Raw genomic sequence first — 26,147 nt, forward strand, 5'->3', positions numbered from 1 at the left:
CGTTTAATCGCCCTTCTGGACGATGTCACCGGATACCGGATTGAAATAGACCTCGGCTCGCTTGCCGTCCTTATCCTTGCCGTAGATTTCGTAGCAGTTGCCGGTGATTTCGAAAGTCTTGACCTTATAGCCAAGGGTATCGATCTTCGCCTTCATGGCGTCCTCCGACATCCACTTCGACTTCGGCTCTTTGGTGCAACTCGGGCTGGCGAGCGCCAGCGCCGGTACGGAAGCGGCAATTGCGACTGCGGTAATCAGTTTCAGCATAATCATTTGGTCCTTTGCTCTAAGCCCAACCGGGCGACGAACCGAGCAATAAAATCCCCTAGCTGTCCGTTTGCTGTCAGGGGAAACGAAACGCGCTCCCAGCGCCTCATTCAGTCGTCAATATGTACCGTATGCATCCAGGCCGGGTGAGAAGGCCTATCAATCGGGCGCTGCCATGCGGCGAGGGGCGCCGTCTGTCATTTGGCGCACGCACCAGTTCGCATAGAGGTCACCGAGCATCCTGCCTAGTAATTTGCCGACAAAACCGTCGGGAAAGTTGTATTCGATCTTCACGGTCACCCTGCTTCCTCTAGGAAAGGGTTCGATCCTGAAGCCCATCCTGTATTGACCGATGACCAGCAGACGCGTCGCGCCAAGCGTTTCCCATGTCTTGAGAAGAGGTGGCGATCGCTCGGTTACCACCTCTTCGAGACTTAGCCCGATCCCCAGGATCGAGCCACTCATTTTGATGACGGAGCCGACCTGCCGTCCCTCCGCATCGTCGAGTTCATATGTCATCACCGAGCCCAGCATCATGATCGACCGCTTATCCATGTGGCTTCCGAGCGCCCTCGGATCGTCCAGGAACGCAAATACTTGCTGTGCTGGCGCTGGAATTTCAACGGTACTCGAAGCTGAGCGGCGGTAGATCATTGCGGGTGATCTCCATGATCATGCCCACCGTGCCCATGGAACAGGTGCAGGAGCGGGCAAGCGAGAAGCAGCAGATATGGAGCGAGCCCGAGCGCGTGGGCCCAATGCTCCCGAAGCACGAAGAAAATGACGATGACGGCTAGTGACGCTCCGACCAGGAGCCACGTGCGGGACGTGCTCATAGGTTGATGCTCCTCAGTCTGAGGGAATTGCCGATCACGCTTACGGATGACAGAGCCATCGCGGCTGCGGCGATGATCGGGGAAAGCAGGATGCCGAAGGTCGGGTACAGCAAACCGGCGGCAACCGGGATGCCTGCGGCATTGTAGATGAATGCGAAGAACAGGTTTTGCCGGATGTTGGCCATCGTCGCCCGGCTGAGCTGCCGAGCTCGTACGATGCCCTGAAGGTCGCCCTTCAATAGGGTGACGCCGGCGCTTTCGATGGCGACATCCGTGCCGGTGCCCATTGCGATGCCGACGTCGGCGGCCGCAAGCGCAGGGGCATCGTTGACGCCGTCGCCAGCCATGGCGACGATCTTGCCTTCGCTGCGAAGCCTTGACACGATCTTGCTCTTGTCCTCCGGAAGCACCTCGGCTTCGACCTCCGAAATACCGAGCCGCCGCGCGACGGCATGCGCAGTGGTTTTGTTGTCGCCCGTCAGCATCACGACCCTGATGCCTTCGGAAACGAGCGCCTTCACAGCCGGCGGCGTCGTCGCCTTGACCGGGTCTGCAATGGCGAACAACCCGGCGACCTGCCCATCCGAAGCCATGAAGATGACCGTCGCCCCTTCGTTTCTGAGCTCCTCGGCTTTGACCGTCATCGCAGATACGTCGATCCCGCTTTCCTCCATGATCCGATGGCTTCCCAGGATGAGCTTCCTGCCGTCGACCATTCCGGTCACGCCCTTGCCGACGGGGCTGTCGAAGTCCCGGGCGTCGCCGACCTGGAGGTTGCGTTCGGTGGCGGCGTTGACGATAGCGAGAGCGAGCGGGTGCTCGCTCGAACGTTCAAGTGTCGCCGCGGCCTGCAGCAGTTCGGTCTCCGAAAGGCCTTCCATCGGTAAAATCGCGGTGACCTTCGGCCGCCCTTCGGTAAGGGTGCCCGTTTTGTCGACAACGAGGGTGTCGACCCTTTCGAAGCGTTCCAGGGCCTCCGCGTTCTTGATCAGGACGCCAAGTCTTGCACCACGGCCCACGCCGACCATGATGGACATTGGCGTTGCAAGGCCGAGGGCGCAGGGGCAGGCAATAATGAGAACGGCGACGGCGGCGACTAGCCCATGCGCGAAGCGTGGTTCAGGTCCGATGAGCAGCCAGACGAAGAACGCAACAATGGCCACGGCGATGACCACCGGTACAAACCACCGGAGACCTGGTCGGCCAGGCGCTGAATCGGAGCGCGGGAACGCTGGGCTTCAGCGACCATTTTCACGATCTGCGAGAGCATGGTATCTTTGCCGACCTTGCCGGCTTCCATGACAAAGCCGCCGGTCTTGTTCATCGTGCCGCCGATCAGCTTCGAACCGACGTCTTTCGTCACGGGCATGGATTCGCCGGTGATCATCGACTCGTCAATCGAACTGCGCCCTTCAAGGAGTGTCCCGTCGACCGGGACTTTCTCGCCGGGACGAACACGCAGCCGGTCTCCGACGGCGACGGCATCAAGACCGATGTCCTCGTCGGTACCATCGGCCTTCACACGGCGCGCGATCTTTGGTGCAAGGTCGAGCAAGGCTCTTATCGCGCCGCCCGTCTGCTCGCGTGCCCGGAGTTCCAGGACCTGGCCAAGAAGAACGAGGACGATGATCACGGCTGCCGCTTCGAAATAGACCGCGACCGCGCCTTCGCCGGATCGCAGCGTTTCCGGGAAGGTGCCAGGCACGACGGTGGCAACCACGCTGTAGATCCAGGCGACACCGGTGCCCATCGCAATCAGCGTGAACATGTTGAGACTGCGGGTAACCAGTGATCGCCAACCACGTTCGAAGAACGGCCAGCCCGCCCAAAGGACCACGGGAGTCGCCAGCGCCATCTGGATCCAGTTCGAAGCCTGCGGTCCGATCATCATATGCAGGTTCGTCAGGTGCCCGCCCATCTCCAGCGCCAGGACGGGAAGGGACAGCACGAGGCCGATCCAGAAGCGGCGGGTCATATCGACCAGCTCTGCGCTTGGCCCTTCTGCGATCACGGGAGTTTCGGGCTCCAGCGTCATTCCGCAAATCGGGCAGTTGCCAGGGGCTATCTGCCGGATCTGCGGATGCATCGGGCAGGTATAGAAAACAGTTTGCCCTTCGGCGACGGGCGCTGTTTCCTGCGGCGGCACGGCATTGCTGCTGTGATCGTGATGGTGGTGATCATTGCGATGATGAGCGTGTCCGTGATGTTCGTCAGTCATGTCAGCCCCTTCAGATCGCGCCGTCGTAGGTGATGAAGGACATCATCCCCGCGGCCATATGATAGAGATGGTGGCAATGAAGCGGCCACCGGCCCGGATTTTCGGCGTCGAACTCCACCGCGACCTCTGCCATTGGCGGTAAAAGAACGGTGTCCCGCACTGCGCCCGCGAATGTTCTCCCATTGACGGCGACCACCTGGAAATGATGCCCATGCAAGTGCATCGGATGGGCCATCATCGACATGTTGCGCATCAGTATCCGGACACGCTGCCCCCGAGAGACGTTCAAGGCCTCTGCCGCTTCGATCGCCCATGTGTATCCGGCCATGCCGCCGGTCAGTGCAAGGTCATAGCGATGGTCGGGTGAGCGGGCCGGAAGCGGCTCGACACCTCGCAACTGCTGCTCAAGCGCGAGGTCGAGGACCGGCCCCCGTTCCGGCGCAACCGAGGCGAGCCTGGTCACGGGAGCCCCCGTCGTCGCAAGAATGATGCCCGTCCTTTCCCCAGCTCCCTCGCGCAGTGCCAGGATCGGTAACGTGCCTGATCCGGAAGGAAGCTGCAGCCGGATATCGAGCCGCTGTCCCATGGATATCGGGAAACGTTTGCCGGCGACTGGCACCACCTCCATGCCGTCAACTGCAATCAGGCTGCCGGTTACGCTACCAGTGTCGATGGTGAATGCGGTTGCGGTTGCTCCGTTGATAATCCGCAGGCGGACCCTGCCACCTTTCTCAACAGTGACGATTTCCGGGTCGTCCAGGGTGCGATCGTTGGCAAGATAGGCGTCATATTCGATGTCGTTCAGGTCCATGCCCTGCATGCCCGTCATCGACGCAGCCGTGCTTGAACCGCCGCTCATCGGCATCTGATGCTGGGCGTGCATCTTCGACATCATCGGCGTCATGCTCTGACCGCCCATCGGCATGTTGCCGTGTCCGGACCCGCCCGCCTTGAGTTCCGCCAGCAGTTCTTCAGGCGACTTGAAGGAAAAGTCATGAAGAAGGACGACGATCTCCTGCTCGTCGCGAGAGCGATCCTCGGCCGTGCGCACGATGAGCGGGGCCGCTAGGAGAGCCTGTTCCTGCAAGGTGTGGGCGTGCATCCAGTGTGTGCCGCCTCTGCCGATCGGAAAGTCGTAGTCCCTGATCTCCTTGGCCTTCAGCAGTGCAGCCGGATTGCCGGGAACGCCGTCCATGGCCCAAGGAGGCGTCAATCCGTGCCAGTGGATCAGCGTGTCTTCCGGCGTATCGTTGCCAAGCCGGAGATTGAACTGCGTCTGCGCATCCCAGACAAGTCCGGGCCGACCTTTTCGGTCTGTCAGGCCGAACACGGTTGCCGGCCTGCCTTTTACCTCAAGGGTCCGTTTCCCGATCACGAGGTCAGAGGACGATGCATCCGCTCTGCCGGTGGAGGCGCTTAATAGAGGTGAGACTGCTGCCGCGCCGACGGCGAGCGTCTTGAGGAATTCTCGACGGTACATGATAGTTCTCTCGATCCTGGCCGGCATTCCGACCGTGCTGATGATGATTTACCCGCACGGGGCGGGTGTCTCGTCACGCGAAGGATCGGGGCGGCTCCAGTCCCGGCGAAGGGTCTGTCCCGGCAAGATCTGTCGGCATGTCGGCAACCGGGCCAAGCGGGGTCAGCGAAAGAACCGGCTGGCTCGCATCGGAAACTACCGCCAGGCAAGCGGCGCAAGTGGCGCTGCAGCAGGCCTTGTCGTCCAAACTAGATGTCGTCCTCGGATGATCGTGGCCATGACCGCCATGGCTGTCGGACGCGCTCTGCTCGGTTGGGCAGAAATGAGGGGCGACGTGAGAAACTGGCGCAGCGAAAAGAACGACGGCGGCAAAAACGACCGCTATCATCCTCCAGATCACGCTTTTCCGCTCGCGCAGGTTCATGTTCAGCTCGCTTCGTCCGGAACGAGGAATACCGGATGCGGGTTTATCGGCCTTGATCTCCGTCAACCTTCCAACGGCGGCGTCGATATATAGTATGCCATAATACTAAATTAAGCATGATCTGAAATTATGGCGCTCTCTGCACCCGCGTTGCTACCCATTCCCCTGCAACCTTTCGACATTTCTTCGAGGTCCTCATGACAGGCACAAGCAAGACCACCGATCTCCAGGACAGACTTCAGTTCGTAGGCCTCGACGCAGCCCAGCTGCGCAGCCTGTCAGGGATCCACACGATTATACGAGGTACTATCGGTGAGACCCTTGATGCCTTCTACCGGAAGATCACTTAGCATCCGCAGACCGCGCGATTCTTCTCCAATGAGGCCCATGTTGCGCACGCGAAAGATCGGCAAGCGAAGCATTGGGACATCATCGCCTCCGGACAATACAACGAGAATTACGTCGAAGGCGTCACAACTGTAGGCCGTGTGCATGCTCGGATCGGGCTTGAGCCTCGCTGGTATATCGGTGGCTATGCGATGATCCTGGAGGGGATCATCCGGGCAGTGATCAAGGAGGAGTTGAAGGGTTTCCTTCATGGGCGAAAGGCTGAGAAGCTCTCGAACGATCTTGTCGCGGTCACCAAAGCTGCCCTGATCGATATGGATTATGCCATTTCCGTTTATCTCGATACCTTGGCCGAGGAACGAGCGCGCCTTGAAACACAGCGTGCAGTGGAGAAGGCAGAACAGGATGCTGCGTTGTCCGCATTGGCCGGTGGGCTTTCGCGCCTCGCAGAAGGAGATCTAACTGCCCAACTTCGCGAGCCCCTTGCGCCGAGCTTCGATGCACTGAAGCAGAACTTCAATTCATCGGTGGCGGCACTGGACGGTGCCATGCTGGAAATACACCGATCGGTCGAAGATGTCCGTGCGGAAGTGGAGGGCATCGCATCCGCAGCCAATGACATGGCCAAACGCACCGAACATCAGGCCTCTGCGTTGGAAGAAAGTGCTGCGGCCCTGGAAGAGATCACCACGATTTCGGGACAATCCGCGAACCGGGTGCGAGACGTTCAGACAGTTGTTCAGGAATCTGCTGCAGAGACTGCCAAGTCGGGCCAGATCGTCGACCAGGCGATTGCTGCGATGGGCGACATCGAAACGTCTTCGCAGAAAATGAACCAGATCATCGGCGTCATCGATGAAATCGCTTTCCAGACGAACCTCCTGGCGCTCAATGCCGGAGTTGAAGCCGCGCGCGCTGGCGAACAGGGCAAAGGCTTTGCTGTCGTGGCACAGGAGGTTCGCGAACTGGCGCAACGATCTGCCGCGGCAGCGAAGGAGATCAAGGAGCTGATCTCTCGTTCATCGGCCGACGTAAGGAGGGGCGTAGAACTTGTGAACCTTACAGGTGAATCCTTGAACACCATCGGAGACAGGGTTGGCTCCATCAAGGAGAATATCAACTCCGTTGCACAATCAGCGCAGGAGCAGGCTTCCGGCATTCAGGAGATCAATACTGCTGTGCGCAACATGGACCAGATCACGCAGCAGAATGCCGCGCTGATGGAGGAGACTAACGCCTCAACGCAGAGCCTCTCGCAGATCAGTCAGCGGCTTGCATCCCTGATCGGGCGTTTCCGGATTGGAGGTTCAGCAAGCCCCATGTCGGCAAACCCGCAACCCAAGCGCACTGCGGCGTAGCTTTTCACTGGCAAGCTACTTCAGACGATCCGGCGCTGGGGATGCAAATTTGGCTCGGCATATGCGAAGCGGTTGCGCAGAAAGGAGCCTTCCCGAAAGGATATCTGGCATCTGGACGAAGTGGTGATCTCCATCGGCGGTCGACAACACTGGCTTTGGCGCGCCGTCGACCAGGACGGCTATGTTCTTGACGAAATCGTACAGACCCGTCGCGACACCAAGGCTGCCAAGCGATTGCTGGTCAGGCTACAGAAGCAGCAAGGCCTCACGCCGAAGCGGATCATCACCGACAAACTGCGCTCATGTGGAGCGGCAAAGCGGGATGTGATGCCTACCGTCGAACACCGATCGCACAAGGGGCTGAACAATCGCGCGGAGAATTCACACCTGCCACTGCGAAAACGAGAGCGGGTGATGCAAGGCTTCCGATCCGCCGGCGGCTTGCGACGATTTATCTCGGTGTTTTCAGCGGTCAGAAATCTTTTCGTCCCGCCGCACCAGACGCACTCCGCCCTCGCCATTCACCTTCATCGGATCCAGGCAATCGCGCAGTGGAAGGCCGTAACCGGCACAGCTACCTGAGATCAACGGCAAGCGCTTCGTCCGGCTTCAGCCAAACAACGTGACATCACCGTTTCTCCAAATACAAAACTCGGCTAAGGTACGGGCATGTCTCAGATCACCGTAACACCCGCCAGAAAAGAGAAACTCGCTGATACCGTGTATGGACAAATCCTTTCTGAGATTACGTCCGGAAAATTCACGGAGGGCGACAAGCTTCCTTCAGAAGCGGAACTGTCGCTCGCCTTCGATGTGTCGCGACCCGTGGTCCGCGAGGCGCTTTTACGCCTATCTACAGATGGGTTGGTCCAATCGCGGCGGGGTATCGGCACGTTCGTTTCGACGAAGCCGTCCATGAGGCTGACGGAGTTGGCCGATGCGGCTAGCCTATCCAGTTATGTACGTTCTTTCGAGCCGAGAATCGTCATTGAAGTCGAGGCTGCGCGGCTTGCGGCGCTGCGACGTTCGCGCGGACATCTTGAGGCAATCCGGCAGACGATCGACGATCTGAACGAAGCGATCATGCGGGGTGAACTGGGCCAGTCACAGGACATTGCCTTTCACGACGCAATCGCGATTGCCGCCGGCAATGAATATTTTCCCGTCTTGCTGAGAGACCTTCGCCGGCCAGTTCTGGAAACCATGAATATCGGGCTAGAGCTTGCAAGGGAACGCGCACCGGCGCGGCGTCTGCGTGTCGTAGAAGAGCATACGCGGATATTCAACGCGATCAGCATCGAAGATAGTGATTCCGCGGCGAGCTACATGAAATATCACCTGCTCCAGGCGCGGGCAGCTATACTCGATGCGCAACATCTGGAGGCCGGGCGCCTGAATGGCGCCCGGCCGAAACACGACGAATAACGGACGGCAGGAAAGGCACCCGTCATTCTTTTCGGTATAGGCCCCGGCGCTTCAGTGCAGGATCTGGGCCAGGAATTCCTGAGCTCTTGCCGTCTTCGGATTTGAGAAGAAGTCATCCGGCTTGCCTGTCTCGACGATCGCACCGGCATCCATGAAGATGATGCGATCGGCGACCTGACGCGCGAAATGCATCTCGTGCGTCACGCAGATCATCGTGCCGCCTTCCTTGGCAAGCTCGACCATCGTATCGAGCACTTCGCGGACCATTTCCGGATCCAGTGCCGATGTCGGCTCGTCGAACAACATCAGTTCGGGGCTCATGGAGAGTGCTCGTGCGATCGCGACGCGCTGCTGCTGTCCGCCCGAAAGTTGCGATGGATATTTGCCGGCCTGTTCCGGAATCCGGACCCGTTCGAGGAAACGTTGTGCGGTCGCCCGGGCTTCCTCGCCCGACGCGCCTTTTACCTTCATCGGCGCGATCATGCAGTTTTCCAGCACGGTCATATGCGGGAAAAGATTGAAATTCTGGAAGACCATGCCGGTGCGCCGCCGCACCGCATCGATCGACTGGCGTGTATCCGTTACATCGATGCCACAGACGTGCAGAGAGCCGGATTGATATTGCTCCAGCGCGTTGAGGCAGCGGATCAGGGTCGATTTACCGGATCCGGATGGACCGCAGATCACGATTGTTTCGCCGCGGCTGACGGTCAGATCGATGTTCCGCAGCGCCCGGAAGGCTCCGAAGGACTTCGACACCTGCCTCGCCTCCACGACCGCTCCATCGGATTTTCCGTTCGAATGATTTGCGCTCACAGTCTTTTCCTTGTGGCCGTCAGACAATCTTCGGGTCGAATTCGCCGGAAGCGTATCGGCCCGCCATATCCGCCAACGGGATGACCTTGATCTTCGCAGCGTGCCCAGCCGTGCCAAACTCTTCAAGCCGCTGCTTGCAGAGCTTGGTAATGGCGTCCATTCCGGGCTTCATCATGTTGCGGATGTCGAATTCTTTGGGGTCTTCGTGCATCACCCGGCGGATCTGGCCGACCAGCGCCATCCGGTTATCGGTATCGATATTGATCTTGCGGACGCCATGCTTGATGCCGCGCTGGATTTCTTCGATCGGTACGCCCCAGGTCTGCTTTATGTCCGCACCGTACTTGTTCATGATGTCCTGTAATTCCTGCGGAACCGAGGAGGAGCCGTGCATCACGAGATGGGTGTTGGGCAGGCGCCGGTGAATTTCCTCCAGCCGGTCCATGGCCAGGACTTCGCCATCCGGCTTGCGGCTGAATTTGTAGGCGCCGTGTGAAGTGCCCATCGCGATGGCGAGGGCATCGACCTTGGTCGCCTTAACAAAATTCACTGCTTCGTCCGGGTCGGTCAGCATACGTTCGTCGGTCCGCGACTGGAGCTTCCCCAGAACGCCGATCTCGCCTTCGACCGACGCACCCATGTAATGCGCGACTTCGGATACGCGCGCGGTCACGCGGGCATTGTAGTCGTAGTCGGAGGGCGTCTTGGCGTCTTCGAGCAGCGATCCGTCCATCATCACCGATGTGAACTTGTGCTGAAGGGCGGTCGCGCACGTCGCCTCGCTATTGCCGTGGTCCTGGTGCACCACCATCGGGATATCCGGGTAGATCTTTTCCAGCGCCGCAAACAGGTGCTCGATCATGATGTCGCCCGCATAGGAGCGGGCCTTGGTGCCGACCTGCAGAATGACGGGCGCATCAACCGCACTGGCGGCGTTCATGACCGCCAGCATCTGTTCCATGCAAGTGACACTGAACGCGGGCACGCCATAGTGATGTTCGGCGGCGTGGTCGAGCAATTGTCTGAGCGTTATTTTGGGCATATAGGCAGCTTTCTCGTGAGGATTGGCCTGCAGCCCGGCTGCAGGCCATGAAATGAAATTAGAAGCGCGGAACGTCTTCGTTGACGATGCCCAGCCATTGTTTCTGGGCAGCCTGCAGCTCGCCACCGCTCCACAGCATCATGATCTCGGTGTTGAGCCACTGGTGGAGGTCGTAATCGCCGCGGCGGACGCCTATACCCATCGGGGACTGGCGGACGGCGAATTTGCGCGCGAACTTGTCCGTCTGCGCGTTAATGGCATTGGCAGCAGCGGCGCCGGAAACGATCGCATCGACTTGGCCTGTGAACAGTGCCTGATTGGTCGAGGCGTCATCTTCGAAACGCTGGATGTTGGTGCCCTGCACGGCCTTCTGGGTGATGATCGTGTCGTTGGTGCTGGCGCGGGTCACGCCAACGCGCTTGCCGACCAGAGCTTCGAGGTTGTCGAGCTTGGAGGCGGTCGGCGCGATGACCATCTGCTCGTCGACATAGATCGAGTTGCTGTACATGATGGCCTTAGCGCGTTCCGCCGTGATGCCGAGAGAGGAGATGACGATATCGACCTTGCCGGTCGTCAGGTTGGGGATTCGGGCCTGCGAAACCTGGTCGACGATTTCAAGCTTCACACCGAGATCCCGGGAGATCAGGTTTGCGATTGCAACGTCGAAACCGGACGGCTTCATGCTGGTGTCCGTCATGCCGTAAGGCGGCGTCGACAGCGAGATGCCGACGACGATCTTGCCACGCTTGATGATCTCGTCGAAGGTATTCGTGGTTTGCTGTGCGACAGCGACGGATGAAAGGCAAGCCGCGGCAACTACGCCGACGACAGCTTTCCTTATAAATGCGAGCATCGTTTTCTCCTCCGTTACGATGTTAGGATTTCAGACGTTTCTCGAGGCTGCGGCTGAACAGCGTCAGCGGGAAGCAGACAAGGAAATAGAAAGCCGCGGCGGTCAGATAAACCTCAAGCGGCTTGAACGTGGCGTTGCTGACGATCTGGGACGTGCGCGTCAGCTCGACGATGCCGACGACGGAAGCCAGCGAGGTGTTCTTTATGAGCTGGACGAAAAAGCCGACTGTAGGCGGAATGGCGATCCGGATTGCTTGCGGCACAATGATGTGGATCATCGCGTCGGCGCGACCAAGGCCGAGCGCATGCGCGCCTTCCCGTTGTCCCTTCGGGACGGACTGGATGGCGCCGCGCCAGATTTCTCCAAGAAATGCCGCTGCGTAGAGCGAAAAGGCGACGGCGATCGCGACGATCGGCTGCACCGAAATGCCGATATAGGTGACGCCGAAATAGGCGATGAACAGGGTTACGAGCAGCGGTGTGCCCTGCACCACGAAAATGTAGAACTGTGCGAGCCGACCGACGACAGGATTGGCTGAAATGCGCATCAGGGCTATCGCGGACCCGGCAATCGAACCGCCGACCAGCGCGATGAGCGCCAGACCGATGGTCCAGCCGAGACCGGTCAGCATGAACTGGACATGGGTGAGGCTGAATTGCTGAAACATCTTATCGCCCCAGGAACTTGAATGGAAACAGGACGCGTTCAAGGACCGTCATCACGCCTTTCAGCACAGCGACGAGAACGACGTACACGACCGCGATGACGAGGTAGATTTCCATGTTTCGCAGTGTGATGCCCTGAATGTCATTGCCGATGCCGGTAAGCTCGGGGACCGAGATCGCGGAGACGACGCTGGACGACAGAAGAAGCAGAATGAACTGCGCAGCGAGTGACGGAAAAACGGCCGCAAGCGCGGGCTTGAAGATCACATGCTTGAAAATGGTCAGCGGAGACATGCCGAGCGCGCGGCCGGCTTCGATCTGCCCCTTGGTGATGCTCTGGATACCGGCACGAATGACTTCGCTGCAATAGGCGCCTCCATAGATCGACATAGCGAGGATGGCGGCGACCGTGGGGTCGAGCCGGATGCCGAAGCTTGGCAGGCCGAAATAGATCAGGAAGACCTGCACGATGAACGGCGTATTGCGGATCGCCTCCACATAGACGACGGCCGGCAGCCGGACGAACCGACTGCTGCTGAGGGAGACACTTGCGACCAGAACGGCAATCATCAGCGCGAACACCATCGAGATGACCGAAATCTGTGCGGTCAGCAACATGCCCTTCAGCAGAAGGTCGCTGCGTGATAGCACTCCGGTAAAATCGAGATATCCCACTAAAAGTCTCCAGATGGCTGCGGATCAGGCTACGAGGTTGCCCGTTCTTGCAAAATCGGCATAGCGCGGTGCGAAATCCTCGCCCGCAGGCGATGCAGTGACGCTGTTTTCCCAGTTGCGGTTCTCGCGCCACGGGGTCGCCATCCTGTCGGTCAGTGCGTTCAGGTCATCCATGATGCGCGGGGCCTGATCTGCCAAGGCCTTTTCCATAGCCGCCATATCGGGGAAGTTCGAAAAGGCCTTGGACCATATGGCGCGGCCGGCGAGGTATCCGCTTGCGCCTGCGCGGTATGCATAGGTGAGGAGCCTCAGGAAGTCTTCTGGTGTGGAGCCTGCGCTTAGAAGCACCCACGGGCGACCCAGACCCTTCGCCATGTCATCGAACCGCTTCTGGATGCGGGCTGCATCGGGGGCGTCCGGATCGGGCACATCGACGGTTTCGGTCGGCGGTTCGAGCTTGTAGACGTCCACGCCTTCCGGATTCATGATGTCCGTGTCTGCAAGTGAACCGGCCACGAGTTCGACACGACGCGCATTGAACGCTTCCTGTGTCTCATCCGGGAAGGGGTATACGAGGAACTCGAGGATGAAAGGAATATCGTTCTCGCGGCAATCCCGCTTTACGCTGTTGAGATAGGCGAGTTGATGTTCCTTCACGTCATCGCTGACATCGGCGCGAAACCAGAGGTTCACCTTGACCCCGTCGCCGCCGATCTTGCGGATGACGCCCGGATTCCATCCGGGAATGTTTTGTGACTTGCGCCCGTTCTTCGTCACTTCCCAGGTCGCCCATTCCGTTGCAACCAGCAGCCCTTTGCGCGCGGAAATGCCATCGACCGTGGCCGAATAGCCGAGTGGCGGATCGATCAGCACCGCCGAAGCCTTCGGCGCCAGGTAGGTCCCGAGCAGCCGCTTCACCGCAGCAATATGATGGTAAGGTGCGTGAGCGACATTGAGGGCGGCCTTGATCGGGTTGACGATCGGCCCGGTCTGATCCATCGCCAGCATCTTGAAGCGGCCGTTTTCGTCCGCCAGCCGGCGCAGACCCCAAAGTTTGCCGGGGGTAATATTCATCACGCACTCCTCTTGAGAAAATCTTCGACGGCGCTGCGATCGGGGATGCTTTCCCAGCCGCTGCCCTTGGCGCATTTCAGCGCGGCAGTGGCGCTCGCAAAACGGGCTGCATTTTCGACATCGAGGTCTTCCGCGACGGCCAGCGTATAGGCGCCGTGGAAAATGTCGCCCGCACCATTGGTATCGATCGCCTTGATGGGAAAGGCCGGCACATTTCGGACGCCCGAGTCATCCAGCCAGAAGAAACCATGCTCGCCATCCGTGACGGCAACCACGCCCCGACACAGGCCGCGCGCGTGGCGAAGACCGGTTTCGATGTCGTCGCTACCAGAAAGGCGGCGAAGGCAGGCCGCAGAGAAGACGACGTGGTCGGGGAGATGCAGGAGCTTGTGAACCGCATCCATGTCGCCGACATCGGCATCGAGGACGCTGACGATGTTGCGCTTGCGGGCAGCCTCGAACATTGCCGCAGCGCCTTCCCACCAACTGTAGTCGGCAAGCACGCCGGTCACGCCATCAAGCTGGCTCAAAGGAAGCCATTCTGCCTCATTGCCAAGGTTCCGGCCGATGAAACCGAATGCCATGCGGTCGCCATCCGGAGATACGAGGATCGTACCTATCGGGCTGACCCCGCCATCCACACGCCGGACCGAGCGGGTATCAACACCGACGGCCGCGAGGCGGGCCAAAATCTGGTCGCCGGTCTCGTCATTGCCGAGGCGGCCCCAATAGACGGTCTCTGCGCCCAATAGCGCCGTGGTATAGGCAGCCGTCGCGGCAATTCCGCCGCCGGTCTTCAACACGTCAAGCGCCCGGATCTTGCTCGGCTGCGTCGGCAGCGTCGGCAGATAGACGATCGTGTCGAGAAACGCGTTTCCCAGATGCACGATCCGCTGCTTGCTTAAACCCACCCGGAACCTCCAATTCAAAACGACAGGGGGCGTTCTTGCCTTGCTGCAAGCCTTTCGCCTCCCATTGCCGGCACCATAAAAATTCGCGGACATGTAGTCAATAAAATTTACATGATGGCATGATTTTTTCATGCGTAACGTAAGGAGAGCCCTCGAAGGTTAGGGTAAATATTTTTTAAACGTAGATATATCGTTAAAATTCAGATGTTTGCAGATATTGCGAGGAAAATCAGATCCGGTGCGAACGGGAAGACAAGGTCGTTCCCTTGACATGTCGTTGTCAAATTTTACAAGTGATCTCAATGCCATCATGGCCAACACGGTCTTCGCACCGCCAAGCTCCGGAACACTCTAGTGAAACCGATCGACACGATACTCCACGTCACCGACAGAATCCGAAACCGCTCCGCGCAGACCCGCGCGGAATATGAGGCCATGGTCGAAGAAGCGCTCAATCGCGACGGGCCGCGGCGAAACACGATGCCCTGCGCGAATGCGGCGCATGTCGCCGCAGCCTGTCCCATTGCAGACAAGACTGCGCTGCTGGCTGCGAAAGCGTCAAATCTGGCGATCGTGACGGCCTATAACGACATGGTGTCGGCTCACCAGCCGTTCGAGCGCTTTCCTGACATCATCCGCCGCGAGGCAAACTGTCTCGGCGCGATCGCGCAGGTGGCCGGAGGCGTGCCGGCCATGTGCGACGGCATCACGCAGGGTAGGGAGGGCATGGAACTGTCCCTGTTCTCGCGGGACGTCATTGCCATGTCCACGGCGATCGCGCTCAGCCATGACGCTTTCGATGCGGCGCTCTATCTGGGGGTCTGCGACAAGATCGTACCAGGGCTTGTCATGGGTGCACTGGCCTTCGGCCATCTTCCGGCAGTCTTCGTTCCCGGAGGACCGATGCCGACCGGTCTGTCGAACTCGGAAAAGGTCAGGGTCCGGCAGTTGCATGCGGAAGGCAAGGTGGGGCAGCAAGAACTGCTGGAATCCGAAGCTCGCTCCTATCACGCGCCCGGAACCTGCACATTCTACGGCACGGCAAATTCCAACCAGATGCTCATGGAGATCATGGGGCTGCATCTTCCCGGCTCCAGTTTCGTCAATCCGAACACGCCGCTGCGAGATGCGCTGACGCGGGCTGCGGTCAGATGCGCGCTGGAAATCTCCAGGCCCGGCCCAAAGTTTACGCCGATATCGCGGATCGTCGGTGTGGAGACGATCGTCAACGGCATCATTGGCCTGCTTGCAACGGGCGGATCCACAAACCATACGATCCATTTGGTTGCCATGGCTCGTGTGGCCGGCATCATCATCACCTGGGACGACTTCTCCAACCTCTCGGAGGTGATACCGCTTGTCGCGCGGGCCTATCCGAACGGGCCTGCCGACATCAACCTGTTTCATGCGGCCGGCGGCATGCGATCGCTGATCGCGACGTTGCTCGATCATGGGCTTCTTCATGCGGATGTGAATACGATCGCCGGCGAAGGTCTAGACCGATACCGGCAGGTACCGGTACTTGTGAATGATGCCGTCGAATGGTGCGATCACCACGGTACTTCATCGGATGAAAGCGTTCTGCGTTCTGCCGGAAAACCGTTTCAGCCGACGGGCGGTCTCCGGGTGCTGACCGGCAATCTCGGTCGCTCCGTCATCAAGGTTTCGGCGGTGAAGGGAGGTCGCGGTGCTGTGACGGCTCCCGCGAAAATCTTCGAAACGCAGGAGCAGCTCATGCTGGCCTTCAAAGCGGGGGAGTTGGACCGAGATTTCGTCGCGGTCCTGCCCTTTCAAGGACCGAAGGCCTGCGGCATGCCGGAACTTCACAAGCTCAGTTCCGCCCTTGGCGTTCTGCAGGATCGCGGCTTCAAGGTGGCTCTGGTGACCGACGGGCGCATGTCCGGCGCTTCCGGCAAGATCCCGGCGGCCATCCATGTCTCGCCCGAGGCAGCCGATGGAGGACCGCTTGCGCTCGTGCGGGATGGTGACATGGTCAGGATCGACCCGGTGACAGGCACTCTGGAAATGCTCGTCGATGAGGCGACGATCGCCGGCCGCAAGCGGCTTGCAATGCCACACCGCGCCAAGCGCGGCATCGGCCGGGAGCTTTTCGCCAATGCCCGCCGCGCCGTCTCAAGTTCCGAAGACGGAGCGAGCTTCCTTTTTTGAAGGTTCAATCATAGGGCATCGGCATGTCGGAAAACAAAATTCGCTGGGGGCTGCTGGGCGCATCGACGATCGCGCGTGAAAGGCTCGTCAATGCGATCCGCTCAAATGGTGGTCATGTCGCCTCGGTCTATTCGTCCGACCGTGGGCGGGCCGATGCGTTTGCCGACGCCCTCGGCATATCCGCTCGCACGACGGATCTGGGCGAGTTCTTTGACCACTGCGATGCGGTTTATGTTTCGAGCGTCAACAGGCTGCACCATGCGCATGTGCTTGCAGCAGCCTCCGCCGGCAAACATGTCCTGTGCGAAAAGCCTCTTGCGACGAGCCTCGAGGAAGCCGCCGAGATGATCGAGGGCTGCCGGAGCGCGGGAGTCATCCTGGGCGTCAACCACCACTTGCGCGGCTCGACGGTCAATCGCGAGATGGCCGCGCTTGTCCAAAGCGGCGCGATCGGCCAGCCGCTTTTCGCGCGCGTTATCAATGCAGGCGTGCTGCCAAGCCATCTTTATCGTGGCCGGCTGACGGATGAACCCGGAAGCGGGATCATTTTCGACAAAGCGACGCATGATATCGATCTTCTGCGGTACCTGCTTGCGGAAACCCCGCTAGAGGTGACGGCCATGACGAGCGATGTTGCAGTCGAATCGTCGTCGATCGCCCAGGCCGTCATGAGCACGATGCGCTTTCCGTCCGGCCTCGTCGCGCAAACCTTCGATGCGTTCAACGTGCCCGGCAGCGCGACGGAGGTCGTCATTAATGGAACCGAAGGCAGCCTTTATGCCAGCGATTGCCTTTCCGGCCGGCCAGCCGGTGCGCTCAAGCTTGTAATGGCCGCAGGCGAAAGGCCGATTCCGCTTTCGCATGTCGATCCCTATACGGAGGTTATTCGATACCTACACCGGGCGATGACAACTGGCACTCGCCCGCTCGCTATCGGGGAAGATGGAAGAATCGCAATCTCTGTTGCAATTGCAATGTCGATCGCCGCACGTTCCAGCAACGTCGGACCGAAGATCGCGATATCTTTTTGAGTTCAAACATGATTTGGCGTCGCGGCTAGCAGCTATCTTATTCCACAAAGAGCGGGTCAAGGTTCGAATCCATTCAAGGCGATCGTGACGCTGCCCGTGCAGGTGATGCCGGGAATCGGAGTTCGAGTTCCTCGTTTCGGCTTCACCTGAGGAGGGATCCACTCGACGTCACCCGGGTGGGGTGTCTCAATACGGCCACCTTCCTTTTTGAGCAACACTGTGGCGGAGACAGTGACCAAGGTCTGCCCAAGCGGGTGCATGTGCCGGCCGAAACGACACCCTCGTGCCGCCGGTCTGTGCTGGGGCGCCGTTCTATAGAAGCCAGACGTCTCGACGGTCCCGGTACTCGGTTCTCACACCGCCACGAAGCCGCCGTCGACAAATAGTTCTTCGCCGCCAACGAAGCTACTATCGTTCGATGCCAGAAACAGCACCGCCTTGGCGACCTCTTCAGTCTGGGCAAGCCTGCCGAACGGAATAGCCTGCTGCATCCACTCCTCAGCGTCGGCATTGTTCTGCAGATAGGTCTGCATTGCCGGTGTCAGGACCATGCCGGGCGAAACGACGTTCACACGAATACCCTGGCTTTTCAGATCGATCGTCCAAGTTCGTGCGAACGAGCGAATCGCTGCCTTGGTGGCGCTATAGATGGATAGGTTGGCAAAGCCCTTGCTGCCCGCCCCCGATCCGGTCAACACGACAGCGCCGCCGGAAGGCATCAGCGGTAGAGCCTTCTGCACCGTAAAGACCATACCTTTGACGTTGATATTGAAGACCCGGTCGAAATGATCTTCTTCAATCGCGCCAATCGGGGCGGACTCGGACACGCCGGCATTGGCGAATACCACGTCAACGCGGCCGTGATCACGCTTTACTTCTGCATAGAGTTTGTCGAGGTCCGCGAGATCGCTGACATCGCCTTGAACGCCAATGGCGCCGTTGCCGATTTCCTCTAGGGCCTCATCTAGACGTTCCTGCCGGCGGCCGGTGACATACGTATAGGCACCTTCTGCTGCAAACAACTTGGCCGCTGCCAAGCCTATGCCGTCCGTCCCGCCCGTGATCACCACGACCTTGTCCTCAAATCGCTTCGTCATGCCATTCGCTCGCTTTTGCAGTAAGTGGAGGATTGCTCCATTTACTATATGGAGATATTCTCCACTTACAAGTCACAGTGAGGTCGATTTTTTGGCGGACGAAACTCCATTGCGAGTCGATGCGCGGCTGAACAAGGAGCGGATCCTTGCCGCAGCGGAGGAGGTCTTTCTGGAGCGAGGCGCGGGCGTTTCATTGGACGACGTCGCAAAGCGCGCCGGGGTCGGGATCGGGACGCTTTATCGCCGCTTTCCGACGAGAGAAGACCTCTTGGCCGCCACATACAGCGCCCGATTTCTGGCTTTTGCGGAGGCGAGCCGTGCCAGAGCATCCAAACTTGATCCTTTGGACGCTTTACGCGCATATTTGGAAGGCCTCGTTCAGCACACAAACGTCTATCGTGGTCTGGCAGCATCGCTCGGGATGGTTATGAGAATCGGGACGCCCGGATGTCTCGCAACCACGGCCGAAGGCGTTCGCCTGTTGAACAGTGCGCAGAAGGCAGGGGCAGTTCGATCAGACATCAGCTTCGATGATCTTGTGTGCGTAGCGACCGCAATCTCGCTCGCCACAGAGCAGGACAATTTGCCTGAAGCGCATATAGCGCATTTGGTTAGCGTCTTTACAAGTGGCGTCGCCTCACGCGGTGGATCTCCACAATAGCCTCTTCGGCGCATCCCGGTCCAGCATTGGCTGTTTGATTGGATCTTTCTTCGGCTTGCCTATGGAGAAGTCGTTCCGACCGTAATTGCGATGGTCACTTATGATGTCAGTGCTCCCGCGCGACTATACGGGCGTGGCGCAACTTGGCCCGCCACTGCCCGGCGACTTGTGCGTCCGACCGTCAGTGGTCTTGCCGCCTCGCGTGGCCCCGCCGGTCTCGGTCCGGAAGAAAGTGTCGCCGCCAGCAGATCGAGGACGCGCGACGGGGGAACGCTCCTCAGGCCCGAACTATCAACCGGGACCGCATACGGCCAGCGCGCCAATAGAAGCGGTTGCTTCGAAGCAGCATAATCGGGCGCCTGCAGGACACGCATTATTGCCCTACAGTATTTTTTCCTGCGCAGCCTGGTACACCGTCCTCACGACCGGCCGGAAACCAAGACTCCGCGCGAGCGATGCATCAACATGGAGGTACCATGGATTTTGCATTGCCTCGGCCGAGGGTTCCATTTCTTGCCCCACGATTCCCGCCAATTCATAGACCGTCGTCGGCGCTTCATCGGATATGTTAACGATCCGGCCATCGAAGGCGCCTGCCAGCGCCAATCTCATCGCCGTTGCAATATCGCGATGGTGTATCGTGCTCATGCGATTGGCGGGATGGAAGCCGAAGGCGACCAGGTGCTTTGGCAGCATCTCCAGGTGACCGTCGCCGTCGCCATAAACAAACGGGAACCGTAAGATCGACCAGTTCAAGCCACTCTCGCGCAGCAGTTTCTCGGCTGCGACCTTGCTGGCGGGGTAGGCTTGTTCCGGCTCAACACTATCTGTCTCCCGGCCGGGCTGGGTCGAGTTCTTGTTATAGACATTCGACGTGCTCGCCATAATGAAGCGAGCATCAGGCGCATCAGCTTTTACAGCGGCGATCAAATTGCGGGTGCCCTCTAGGTTGCTCTTCCAGATCAAATCTGTATCCGAGGTGCGAAAGATGGCCGCCAGATGCACGATTGCCGAAACACCCCAAACAGCCTCCGAAAGCGTCAAAGGGTCAAGAATATCGCCGGTCACGGCCGTTGCTCCCGGGGGGCAGGTTTTCCCTGCCCGCAGCAGCAACCGGCAAGCAAGGCCTGTTTCTACCAGCCGCGGAACAAGGCGCTCGCCAACAAGGCGCTCGCCAACAAGGCCCGTCGCTCCAGTTATCAGTATTGTCATTAGCTCATACCTTTCGTGAGAGGGTCTGTAGCCGCTCGGTCGCCAATCGAAGGACGCGCATCGTCGTGGCCAGATCGGCCTCATCGATACCGTCAAAAGCAGCTTGGTGAATAAACGAGAGGTCTGGGATCTCCCGCCACAGGGCCTCGCCAGAACTCGTGAGTGTCAGAAGACGCTGGCGCTGGTCTTCTCCATCCGAGGTCTGCCGGACCAGCCCTTTGCGAACGAGCGTGGCGATGATCCCGCTCAAAGTCGCCCGTTCGAGCTCAAGCGCACGTCCGAGATCGCGCTGCACCATCGGACCAGCGTTTGCCAGATGCCAGAGAACGTACCACTGCGTCGAACCCAGATCGTATGGTCGCAGCGTCGCGTCCATGAGGGCCCGTCCCGCAAAATAGCATCGCTTTGTCCATGCCCCCACAGTCAGATGTTCGACGTCTCGTTCGTCCCGCATGAGGACAAGGTCCCTCCAATTGTTTGGTAGCTTGCGAATATTGCAAGGTACCAAACGAACTGTCAAGTGTCGTGTGGTGCTGCTCCGACGAAGGTGATGTGGCTGCGAACAAGCCCGGGCACGCGCCGATACGAGAAATTCCGCATCCAGCGGCATCGCTTCAACGCTGAAGCTCGAGCACCGCTCCTCAGTCCTGTGCGGTCGGCCGAATGACGATGCTGCCGACATTGACTTCGGGCGGCTGCTCCAGTGCGAAGAGAATGCCCCGTGCGACTGCACCGGGAGGGATCGCGATATTTCCTAAGCGCTTACCGATGGCCTCCTTGACTGCCTGGTCTGTAATCGAGTCTCCGAAGTTCGTGGCGACCATTCCCGGTGATATCTCCGTGACGCGAAGCTTCGGTCCCGCCTCCTGCCTCAGGGCTTCCGTCACCGTCCGGACTGCATTCTTGGTCGCGGGTGGGGGCGTAAACGCCCATCGTCGGTAGTATCTTGATACCCGCGGTGGAGATGACGTTGATTATGTGGCCGCTTCCCTGCCGCGTGAACACCGGCAGCGCGGCGGCGATCCCGTAGAGAGTGCCACGCAGATTAACGTCTATCATTGCGTCCCAATCCTCGACACGCAGCGCGTCGAATCGCGAGATCGGCCCAATTCCGGCGTTGTTAACGATGGCATCAAGTTTGCCGCCTCGTTCGACCGCCAATCCAACAAGCGCTTCAAGATCGCGCCGGCGGCGGACATCGGTCGCTAGGAACGCAGCCTTGCCGCCCGCAGCGGTCATCTCGGCCGTGATCGCTGCGAGGGCCTTCTCGTTGCGGGCGCCGAGCACAACGTAAGCGCCATGTTTCGCCAGCAATTTCGCCGTCGCGCATCCAATGCCACTGCTTGCCCCTGTGATCGCGACGACTTTGCCTTCGACGCTCATTGCCGATCTCCATCGCCGAGTTCTTCCGAAGAAAATAGCCAAGCGCGGCAAGATGATCTATGCTTCGTAGGCTATGAAGTTGTCGCAATCGTCCAAACTGGTGGCCGACCCACTATCGAATGTGCTCGATGTCCTTGGTGCGAGGGTGACGCGGCGCACCCGAATGGAGGCCGCGGGTGAATGGGCTCTCGCGTTTCCCGCAATGGATCGGCTCAAGTTCGTCGCGGTGTTGCGCGGCACGAGCTGGATGCTGCTGCCTTCACGCGAGCCTCAGTTCATGCAGGCGGGTGACGTCGGTCTGCTAGGACGCACTCCCTATGTAGTGGCAAGCGATCCGGGCCAAACGCCGATCGATGGACAGGTCTTTTATGGGGCTTCTGGTTGCGACGTGGCCCGCTTCGGAGGCAATGACACAATAGGGATTGGAGGAACGGTCAGCTTTGCCGCTGACAATGCAGACTTCCTGCTCGACATGCTGCCGGACTTTTTGCTCGTCCCCCGCGGCACGCCTGCGTCGGGAGCAATAGCAACGATCCTCAATCTGATGAACGACGAGATCCAGCGAGACAGAATTGGCGGAGAAGTCGTCAGTTCACGCCTGGCCGACATCTTGTTGGTAGAAGCGATCCGCGCCTACGCAAGCCAGCCCGAGCAAGTCGGAATTGGATGGTTTGGCGCGCTCTCAGACCCCCGGCTAGGTCGGGTTCTCCAAGCGATCCACGAGGATGTCTCGCGGCCTTGGACGGTGGCCGGGCTCGCGAGCGTCGCCGGTATGTCGCGCGCCGCTTTTTCCGCCGCCTTCGCCCGCCGCGTAGGTCAACCGCCGCTCACCTACTTGCGGGCGTGGCGCCTAACCATTGCTCGTGCGGCGCTGGCTAGGGGGGATGCGAATGTTGCCACTATAGCAAGGAGCGTTGGCTACGAGTCCCAGAGCGCGTTCGGTCACGCTTTTAAGCGCGAGTTCGGAAGCCCTCCGAAAGCTGGCCCGGCATCGTGACGCAAGCAGACGCGCGACGCGAGTGCCAAATTCAATTCGCAGAAATTAATTCGGATCTTTTACAGACGGCGCAAAGGTCGTTATTTTAGAGATCTGTCCGTTGCTACCGACTGTGATTTGATCACCTCCGCGAGCAAACTCCTTGCCATCGGCCTGGATGATAACCCAAGTCAATAGAGCCACATTGTGGTGCGAAGAGATATCGCCGATTTCGAAATGTCCGCCCGGGAATCTCTCATGGAACGTGGCCATGTCTTCGATGACTAGCGAGCGACCGGTGGTCAGGTCATGTCTTGCAGTGTGGTATTCGATGTTCTCGCTCAAAACCTCGTTGGCGATCTTCAAACGCTCTTCGATCGAGGTTGTATTCCAAGCGCTTAGATATTTTTTGTAGATCTTCCAGGCTTCTTGATTCGTCATAGCTGATCCTTCTCTTTTCGCCGGACCCGGAACTGCCTGTGCTGAAGCCGGGATTGGTAAAACCACCAAACTCACTAGGATAACTGCGTAACGCAGGACTGCGCTGCCCCACTGTTGCGCCGCGATCGGGTTCGAACCGGGCAAGGCCATCTATCTTTCCTTTCACAGGGTGCGTGGAGCGATTGCACCCGTCGATTGATAGCCCCTCGACGTGTCAGAAACCGTCATCATCGAACGCCAATCACGATCCTGCTGCCGCCACCGCGCCGCGAGGGATTGGCGTCGACCGGGGTAGCGCTCCTCCGAAACCGTCCGTAGTTGCAGACGATCGACGCGGAAGTGGCGGAAAGCCGATCTATGTTCGCACCAGGCCGCCAATACGCGCACATCATCGAAATAGACGATGGCGATCGGCCAGACGGTCCGATCCGACAACCTGCCGTGGGTGTCCCCATAGCTGATCGCGACTTTGTGTTGCCGGCGGATGGCATCTCGCAACAAAGCGACCTGCGGAGGGTCCTTGCGCTCCGACGCCGAGGCCGCGGTTACGAGAGCAGGTGGCGCATCATTTGTCGCTGGGCCGTTTTTTCTGGCGGAAAGTATCTTCGCAAGAGCCCTCTCGCTGCCTTGTGCCAAGGCGGGATCGGCGCGCTGCCGCACCCAGCCTAAACCGAGGATTACCGCGTCCAGTTCATCCGATGAAAACGCGAATTCTGGGAGAAAGAAGCCTTCTCCCAGACGATAGCCGATACCCGCCTGTCCATCGAGAGGCGCTCCGAGCGAGCGTAGCGTCTCAATGTCCCGGTATACGCTCCGCCGCGAGATACCTAGTTCACGCGCCAAATATTGCGCCGTAACGGGCATCCTGCGTGCTCGTAGCAGGCTTATTAGTTCAAATAGACGCCCCGTTCTCGACATATACAGGCTCTTTCTCGACAAATGCCGTTTTCTTAGGAGATTATCTAAGTTGACCCTCGATACCAGCCTTGTCGATGACTGACCAAACCTCTTGGATTCGGCCTCCTCGGAATTCGTAGAAGACGTTCTCCGCGAAGGCCACCTTCCGACCGTTCACAGGAACGCCAAGAAATTGCCCTTTCGGCGTAACGTCGAACCACAGCCGGGCCGCGATATGGGGCGGTTCAGCGACAAGGATCTGGATGTCGAAATGGAGGTCCGGCATCTGCTCGAAATTATCCTCGAGCATTCGCCGGTATCCACTCAGGCCAAGCATAGTGCTGTTGCGACGAACATCATCCTGGACGAAGCGTCCGAGATTTTCCCAATCTTGGCTGTTCAGGCAGGCGATATACCCGAGGTAGACGTTTGCAAGATCAATTGTGGTCATTGTCGGTCCTCGCACAGATGTCTCGCGAATGGTGCGGCGGGCTAGTGGCAAAAATCCCGATCTCAACGGTGATGTCCCTGAGTACTAGCGATGAAGGCACGCAGATCCGCGAGCAGCAGTTCCGGCTCTTCCATCGCTGCGAAATGACCGCCCTTGGTCATCTCAGTCCAACGCACGATATTGTACGTCTTCTCCGCGTACGATCGCGGCGGAGGTATGAAGACGGGGTCAGGGAACGCGGCGACGCCTGTAGGCACGTCCACACGCGTCCCGGCGGGCACCTTGTCTGCACCCTCTTCCCGTTGGCCTTGATAGATCCAGGTCGCAGTCACGACCGCAGCGGGCGCCACGTAAAGCATAATGTTGGTCAGCAATTGCTCTTCGGAAAAGCGCTCCCATAGGTCAGGGCTGCCATCATCGCGCTTCGGCAAGTCGGACCAGACACCGAACTTCTCAAGGATCCAGGCCGCCGCACCAACGGGACTGTCTGCCATCGCGACGCCTAGCGTTTGGGGCCGCGTACCCTGCTCATGGCTGTAACCTCTCTCTCGATCGGAATTGGCAGCGAAACGGGCCTGCCAGTCCTCCTCAGCGGACGTCGTCGGACGCACATCAGCGGCCGTGATCGGGACCATGTTGAGGTGGATGCCAAGCAATGCTTGCGGACGACCATAGGCCATTCGGGTAGCGATGCCCGCGCCCCAATCGCCGCCCTGCACAAAGTAGCGCCGCTCGCCGAATAGCTCGGTCATGAACCTGTGCAGTAGCTCCGCAATCCGGATCGGACCAAGGATGCCTGTGGTCGGGTTGGAGAAGGCGAAGCCCGGGAGGGACGGTATGACCACGTCATGGCCGTCTGCGATGAGCGGATCGATCATCTGCTCGAACTCAATGAAGGACCCCGGCCAGCCGTGTAGAAGAAGGATGGGCGGTTTGGTCCCGTCGCCTACTTCGTGGATAAAATGAAGGCGCTGGCCGTCAACCTCAGCGGTGAAATGAGGACGCCGATTTAGCCTACGCTCGACCTCGCGCCAGTCGAATCCGTCAAGCCAGAACCTGACCAGGCGCTGAAGATCCGCTTTGCCTATTCCGGATCGCCAGCCCCCGGCGTCTGGCAGCTGATCCCAGTCATAAGCTTCGACTTTGCGCCTGATCTCATTAAGGCGTTGATCGGGAATATGGATGGTAAATGGCGTCGCCATTTTTCCCTCCTTGAATTAGTGCTCCAGTATTGGGCGGATCGCCCTCGTTGATGGCTTCGCGCACACCGTGAGTCTCATCGGACAATAGCTAGGCCGCGGGGACTTAGCCTCAATCGCGCAGCGTACATTTCGTCACGCGCGCCGGTTCGACCTTATTCGACCTGCTTGGCGGGTAAAACAGTGCAGGCGCGGGAATCGGTCAGTCAGCTCGTCTTTTATTTTGTCGTGAGCGTCC

The 26,147-nt window shown here is 59.2% G+C and carries 24 protein-coding genes and 4 pseudogenes; 8 read left to right on the forward strand and 20 right to left on the reverse strand.

The window, feature by feature from the left end; translation table 11 throughout:
* Window positions 1-3 precede the first annotated feature (3 nt).
* The 5 genes and pseudogenes from ACZ9IU_RS25540 to ACZ9IU_RS25560 form a co-directional block, all read right to left on the reverse strand.
* Window positions 4-270 carry a PepSY domain-containing protein gene (locus ACZ9IU_RS25540; protein WP_040125860.1) on the reverse strand — a complete coding sequence of 89 codons (267 nt, stop codon included), beginning with the start codon at window positions 268-270 and terminating at the stop codon, window positions 4-6.
* A 156-nt stretch (window positions 271-426) separates the two neighbouring features.
* Complete coding sequence (locus ACZ9IU_RS25545; RefSeq protein WP_040125239.1) at window positions 427-921, reverse strand: SRPBCC family protein; 495 nt, start codon at window positions 919-921, stop codon at window positions 427-429.
* Window positions 918-1,103: a DUF2933 domain-containing protein gene (locus tag ACZ9IU_RS25550; protein WP_080719367.1), complete on the reverse strand. Its 186-nt coding sequence runs from the start codon at window positions 1,101-1,103 to the stop codon at window positions 918-920. Before ACZ9IU_RS25550 ends, ACZ9IU_RS25545 begins: the two co-directional genes overlap by 4 nt.
* Window positions 1,100-3,321, reverse strand: a pseudogene (locus ACZ9IU_RS25555) (copper-transporting P-type ATPase). The gene ACZ9IU_RS25550 and the pseudogene ACZ9IU_RS25555 overlap by 4 nt, the downstream one beginning before the upstream one ends.
* A 10-nt stretch (window positions 3,322-3,331) precedes the next feature.
* Window positions 3,332-4,801 carry a multicopper oxidase family protein gene (locus ACZ9IU_RS25560; protein ID WP_040125238.1) on the reverse strand — a complete coding sequence of 490 codons (1,470 nt, stop codon included), beginning with the start codon at window positions 4,799-4,801 and terminating at the stop codon, window positions 3,332-3,334.
* A gap of 277 nt (window positions 4,802-5,078) precedes the next feature.
* On the opposite strand from ACZ9IU_RS25560, the gene ACZ9IU_RS25565 reads away from it, so the two are divergent.
* The 4 genes and pseudogenes from ACZ9IU_RS25565 (at window position 5,079) to ACZ9IU_RS25580 (ending at window position 8,356) form a co-directional block, all read left to right on the forward strand.
* Window positions 5,079-5,318, forward strand: a complete 240-nt coding sequence (locus tag ACZ9IU_RS25565; protein ID WP_157885326.1) for a hypothetical protein — start codon at window positions 5,079-5,081, stop codon at window positions 5,316-5,318.
* Window positions 5,319-5,422: 104 nt separating this feature from the next.
* Window positions 5,423-6,931 (forward strand): annotated as a pseudogene (locus ACZ9IU_RS25570) (methyl-accepting chemotaxis protein).
* A gap of 21 nt (window positions 6,932-6,952) precedes the next feature.
* Window positions 6,953-7,513 (forward strand): annotated as a pseudogene (locus ACZ9IU_RS25575) (IS6 family transposase); the annotation flags it as partial.
* A gap of 87 nt (window positions 7,514-7,600) precedes the next feature.
* On the forward strand, window positions 7,601-8,356 hold the full coding sequence (locus tag ACZ9IU_RS25580; protein ID WP_065814815.1) for a FadR/GntR family transcriptional regulator: 756 nt from the start codon (window positions 7,601-7,603) through the stop codon (window positions 8,354-8,356).
* Window positions 8,357-8,407: 51 nt separating this feature from the next.
* Here the strand turns inward: ACZ9IU_RS25580 and ACZ9IU_RS25585 are convergent, their stop codons facing one another.
* The 7 genes from ACZ9IU_RS25585 to ACZ9IU_RS25615 are packed head-to-tail and all read right to left on the reverse strand — an operon-like array spanning window position 8,408 to window position 14,392.
* Window positions 8,408-9,172 (reverse strand): amino acid ABC transporter ATP-binding protein, encoded by a 765-nt coding sequence (locus tag ACZ9IU_RS25585; protein WP_040125857.1) that lies wholly within the window; start codon window positions 9,170-9,172, stop codon window positions 8,408-8,410.
* Between the two features lie 19 nt (window positions 9,173-9,191).
* On the reverse strand, window positions 9,192-10,214 hold the full coding sequence (gene fba, locus ACZ9IU_RS25590) for a class II fructose-bisphosphate aldolase (protein WP_040125234.1): 1,023 nt from the start codon (window positions 10,212-10,214) through the stop codon (window positions 9,192-9,194).
* Window positions 10,215-10,272: 58 nt separating this feature from the next.
* On the reverse strand, window positions 10,273-11,067 hold the full coding sequence (locus tag ACZ9IU_RS25595) for a transporter substrate-binding domain-containing protein (protein WP_051900578.1): 795 nt from the start codon (window positions 11,065-11,067) through the stop codon (window positions 10,273-10,275).
* Between the two features lie 22 nt (window positions 11,068-11,089).
* Window positions 11,090-11,734 (reverse strand): amino acid ABC transporter permease, encoded by a 645-nt coding sequence (locus ACZ9IU_RS25600; RefSeq protein WP_040125232.1) that lies wholly within the window; start codon window positions 11,732-11,734, stop codon window positions 11,090-11,092.
* A gap of 1 nt (window position 11,735) precedes the next feature.
* Entirely contained in the window at window positions 11,736-12,407 is a 672-nt protein-coding gene (locus ACZ9IU_RS25605; RefSeq protein WP_051900577.1) for an amino acid ABC transporter permease, read from the reverse strand.
* A 24-nt stretch (window positions 12,408-12,431) separates the two neighbouring features.
* Window positions 12,432-13,556 carry a tagatose 1,6-diphosphate aldolase gene (locus ACZ9IU_RS25610; protein WP_080719366.1) on the reverse strand — a complete coding sequence of 375 codons (1,125 nt, stop codon included), beginning with the start codon at window positions 13,554-13,556 and terminating at the stop codon, window positions 12,432-12,434.
* Window positions 13,481-14,392 (reverse strand): PfkB family carbohydrate kinase, encoded by a 912-nt coding sequence (locus tag ACZ9IU_RS25615; protein WP_040125228.1) that lies wholly within the window; start codon window positions 14,390-14,392, stop codon window positions 13,481-13,483. Before ACZ9IU_RS25615 ends, ACZ9IU_RS25610 begins: the two co-directional genes overlap by 76 nt.
* A gap of 354 nt (window positions 14,393-14,746) precedes the next feature.
* Between ACZ9IU_RS25615 and edd the strand changes: the two genes are divergently transcribed.
* Window positions 14,747-16,561, forward strand: a complete 1,815-nt coding sequence (edd, locus tag ACZ9IU_RS25620) for a phosphogluconate dehydratase (RefSeq protein ID WP_040125226.1) — start codon at window positions 14,747-14,749, stop codon at window positions 16,559-16,561.
* Window positions 16,562-16,584: 23 nt separating this feature from the next.
* Entirely contained in the window at window positions 16,585-17,592 is a 1,008-nt protein-coding gene (locus ACZ9IU_RS25625; RefSeq protein WP_040125224.1) for a Gfo/Idh/MocA family protein, read from the forward strand.
* Between the two features lie 353 nt (window positions 17,593-17,945).
* Here ACZ9IU_RS25625 and ACZ9IU_RS25630 read toward each other — a convergent pair whose 3' ends face one another.
* The gene (locus tag ACZ9IU_RS25630) at window positions 17,946-18,689 is read right to left on the reverse strand and encodes an SDR family NAD(P)-dependent oxidoreductase (RefSeq protein WP_040125223.1); all 744 of its coding nucleotides are present in this window, start codon (window positions 18,687-18,689) and stop codon (window positions 17,946-17,948) included.
* A 91-nt stretch (window positions 18,690-18,780) separates the two neighbouring features.
* On the opposite strand from ACZ9IU_RS25630, the gene ACZ9IU_RS25635 reads away from it, so the two are divergent.
* Entirely contained in the window at window positions 18,781-19,350 is a 570-nt protein-coding gene (locus ACZ9IU_RS25635; protein WP_040125220.1) for a TetR/AcrR family transcriptional regulator, read from the forward strand.
* Window positions 19,351-19,731: 381 nt separating this feature from the next.
* Here ACZ9IU_RS25635 and ACZ9IU_RS25640 read toward each other — a convergent pair whose 3' ends face one another.
* The 3 genes and pseudogenes from ACZ9IU_RS25640 to ACZ9IU_RS25650 form a co-directional block, all read right to left on the reverse strand.
* Entirely contained in the window at window positions 19,732-20,562 is an 831-nt protein-coding gene (locus ACZ9IU_RS25640; protein WP_040125218.1) for an NAD-dependent epimerase/dehydratase family protein, read from the reverse strand.
* A gap of 4 nt (window positions 20,563-20,566) precedes the next feature.
* Window positions 20,567-21,016: a MarR family winged helix-turn-helix transcriptional regulator gene (locus ACZ9IU_RS25645; protein ID WP_040125216.1), complete on the reverse strand. Its 450-nt coding sequence runs from the start codon at window positions 21,014-21,016 to the stop codon at window positions 20,567-20,569.
* Window positions 21,017-21,203: 187 nt separating this feature from the next.
* Window positions 21,204-21,945, reverse strand: a pseudogene (locus ACZ9IU_RS25650) (SDR family oxidoreductase).
* A gap of 73 nt (window positions 21,946-22,018) precedes the next feature.
* On the opposite strand from ACZ9IU_RS25650, the gene ACZ9IU_RS25655 reads away from it, so the two are divergent.
* Window positions 22,019-22,942, forward strand: a complete 924-nt coding sequence (locus ACZ9IU_RS25655) for an AraC family transcriptional regulator (protein WP_040125213.1) — start codon at window positions 22,019-22,021, stop codon at window positions 22,940-22,942.
* A 45-nt stretch (window positions 22,943-22,987) separates the two neighbouring features.
* Here the strand turns inward: ACZ9IU_RS25655 and ACZ9IU_RS25660 are convergent, their stop codons facing one another.
* From ACZ9IU_RS25660 to ACZ9IU_RS25675, 4 genes are all read right to left on the reverse strand, one after another.
* A complete protein-coding gene (locus ACZ9IU_RS25660; RefSeq protein ID WP_157885325.1) occupies window positions 22,988-23,512 on the reverse strand; it encodes a nuclear transport factor 2 family protein in 525 nt (174 codons plus the stop codon).
* A 12-nt stretch (window positions 23,513-23,524) separates the two neighbouring features.
* Window positions 23,525-24,280: a helix-turn-helix transcriptional regulator gene (locus tag ACZ9IU_RS25665; protein ID WP_040125209.1), complete on the reverse strand. Its 756-nt coding sequence runs from the start codon at window positions 24,278-24,280 to the stop codon at window positions 23,525-23,527.
* A gap of 40 nt (window positions 24,281-24,320) precedes the next feature.
* On the reverse strand, window positions 24,321-24,710 hold the full coding sequence (locus ACZ9IU_RS25670) for an ester cyclase (RefSeq protein ID WP_040125208.1): 390 nt from the start codon (window positions 24,708-24,710) through the stop codon (window positions 24,321-24,323).
* A gap of 62 nt (window positions 24,711-24,772) precedes the next feature.
* Window positions 24,773-25,912 carry an epoxide hydrolase family protein gene (locus ACZ9IU_RS25675; protein ID WP_040125206.1) on the reverse strand — a complete coding sequence of 380 codons (1,140 nt, stop codon included), beginning with the start codon at window positions 25,910-25,912 and terminating at the stop codon, window positions 24,773-24,775.
* Window positions 25,913-26,147 lie beyond the last annotated feature (235 nt).

The sequence above is a fragment of the Mesorhizobium sp. USDA 4132 genome, assembly GCF_056279545.1.

Coding starts and splice junctions, on each gene's coding strand:
- ACZ9IU_RS25545 (WP_040125239.1), bottom strand. CDS start 921: ATGATCTACCGCCGCTCAGCTTCGAGTACCGTTGAAATTCCAGCGCCA.
- ACZ9IU_RS25550 (WP_080719367.1), bottom strand. CDS start 1,103: ATGAGCACGTCCCGCACGTGGCTCCTGGTCGGAGCGTCACTAGCCGTC.
- ACZ9IU_RS25560 (WP_040125238.1), bottom strand. CDS start 4,801: ATGTACCGTCGAGAATTCCTCAAGACGCTCGCCGTCGGCGCGGCAGCA.
- ACZ9IU_RS25565 (WP_157885326.1), top strand. CDS start 5,079: ATGACCGCCATGGCTGTCGGACGCGCTCTGCTCGGTTGGGCAGAAATG.
- ACZ9IU_RS25580 (WP_065814815.1), top strand. CDS start 7,601: ATGTCTCAGATCACCGTAACACCCGCCAGAAAAGAGAAACTCGCTGAT.
- fba (WP_040125234.1), bottom strand. CDS start 10,214: ATGCCCAAAATAACGCTCAGACAATTGCTCGACCACGCCGCCGAACAT.
- ACZ9IU_RS25595 (WP_051900578.1), bottom strand. CDS start 11,067: ATGCTCGCATTTATAAGGAAAGCTGTCGTCGGCGTAGTTGCCGCGGCT.
- ACZ9IU_RS25600 (WP_040125232.1), bottom strand. CDS start 11,734: ATGTTTCAGCAATTCAGCCTCACCCATGTCCAGTTCATGCTGACCGGT.
- ACZ9IU_RS25610 (WP_080719366.1), bottom strand. CDS start 13,556: ATGCGCCAAGGGCAGCGGCTGGGAAAGCATCCCCGATCGCAGCGCCGT.
- ACZ9IU_RS25625 (WP_040125224.1), top strand. CDS start 16,585: ATGTCGGAAAACAAAATTCGCTGGGGGCTGCTGGGCGCATCGACGATC.
- ACZ9IU_RS25630 (WP_040125223.1), bottom strand. CDS start 18,689: ATGACGAAGCGATTTGAGGACAAGGTCGTGGTGATCACGGGCGGGACG.
- ACZ9IU_RS25640 (WP_040125218.1), bottom strand. CDS start 20,562: ATGACAATACTGATAACTGGAGCGACGGGCCTTGTTGGCGAGCGCCTT.
- ACZ9IU_RS25645 (WP_040125216.1), bottom strand. CDS start 21,016: ATGCGGGACGAACGAGACGTCGAACATCTGACTGTGGGGGCATGGACA.
- ACZ9IU_RS25655 (WP_040125213.1), top strand. CDS start 22,019: ATGAAGTTGTCGCAATCGTCCAAACTGGTGGCCGACCCACTATCGAAT.
- ACZ9IU_RS25660 (WP_157885325.1), bottom strand. CDS start 23,512: ATGGCCTTGCCCGGTTCGAACCCGATCGCGGCGCAACAGTGGGGCAGC.
- ACZ9IU_RS25665 (WP_040125209.1), bottom strand. CDS start 24,280: ATGTCGAGAACGGGGCGTCTATTTGAACTAATAAGCCTGCTACGAGCA.
- ACZ9IU_RS25670 (WP_040125208.1), bottom strand. CDS start 24,710: ATGACCACAATTGATCTTGCAAACGTCTACCTCGGGTATATCGCCTGC.
- ACZ9IU_RS25675 (WP_040125206.1), bottom strand. CDS start 25,912: ATGGCGACGCCATTTACCATCCATATTCCCGATCAACGCCTTAATGAG.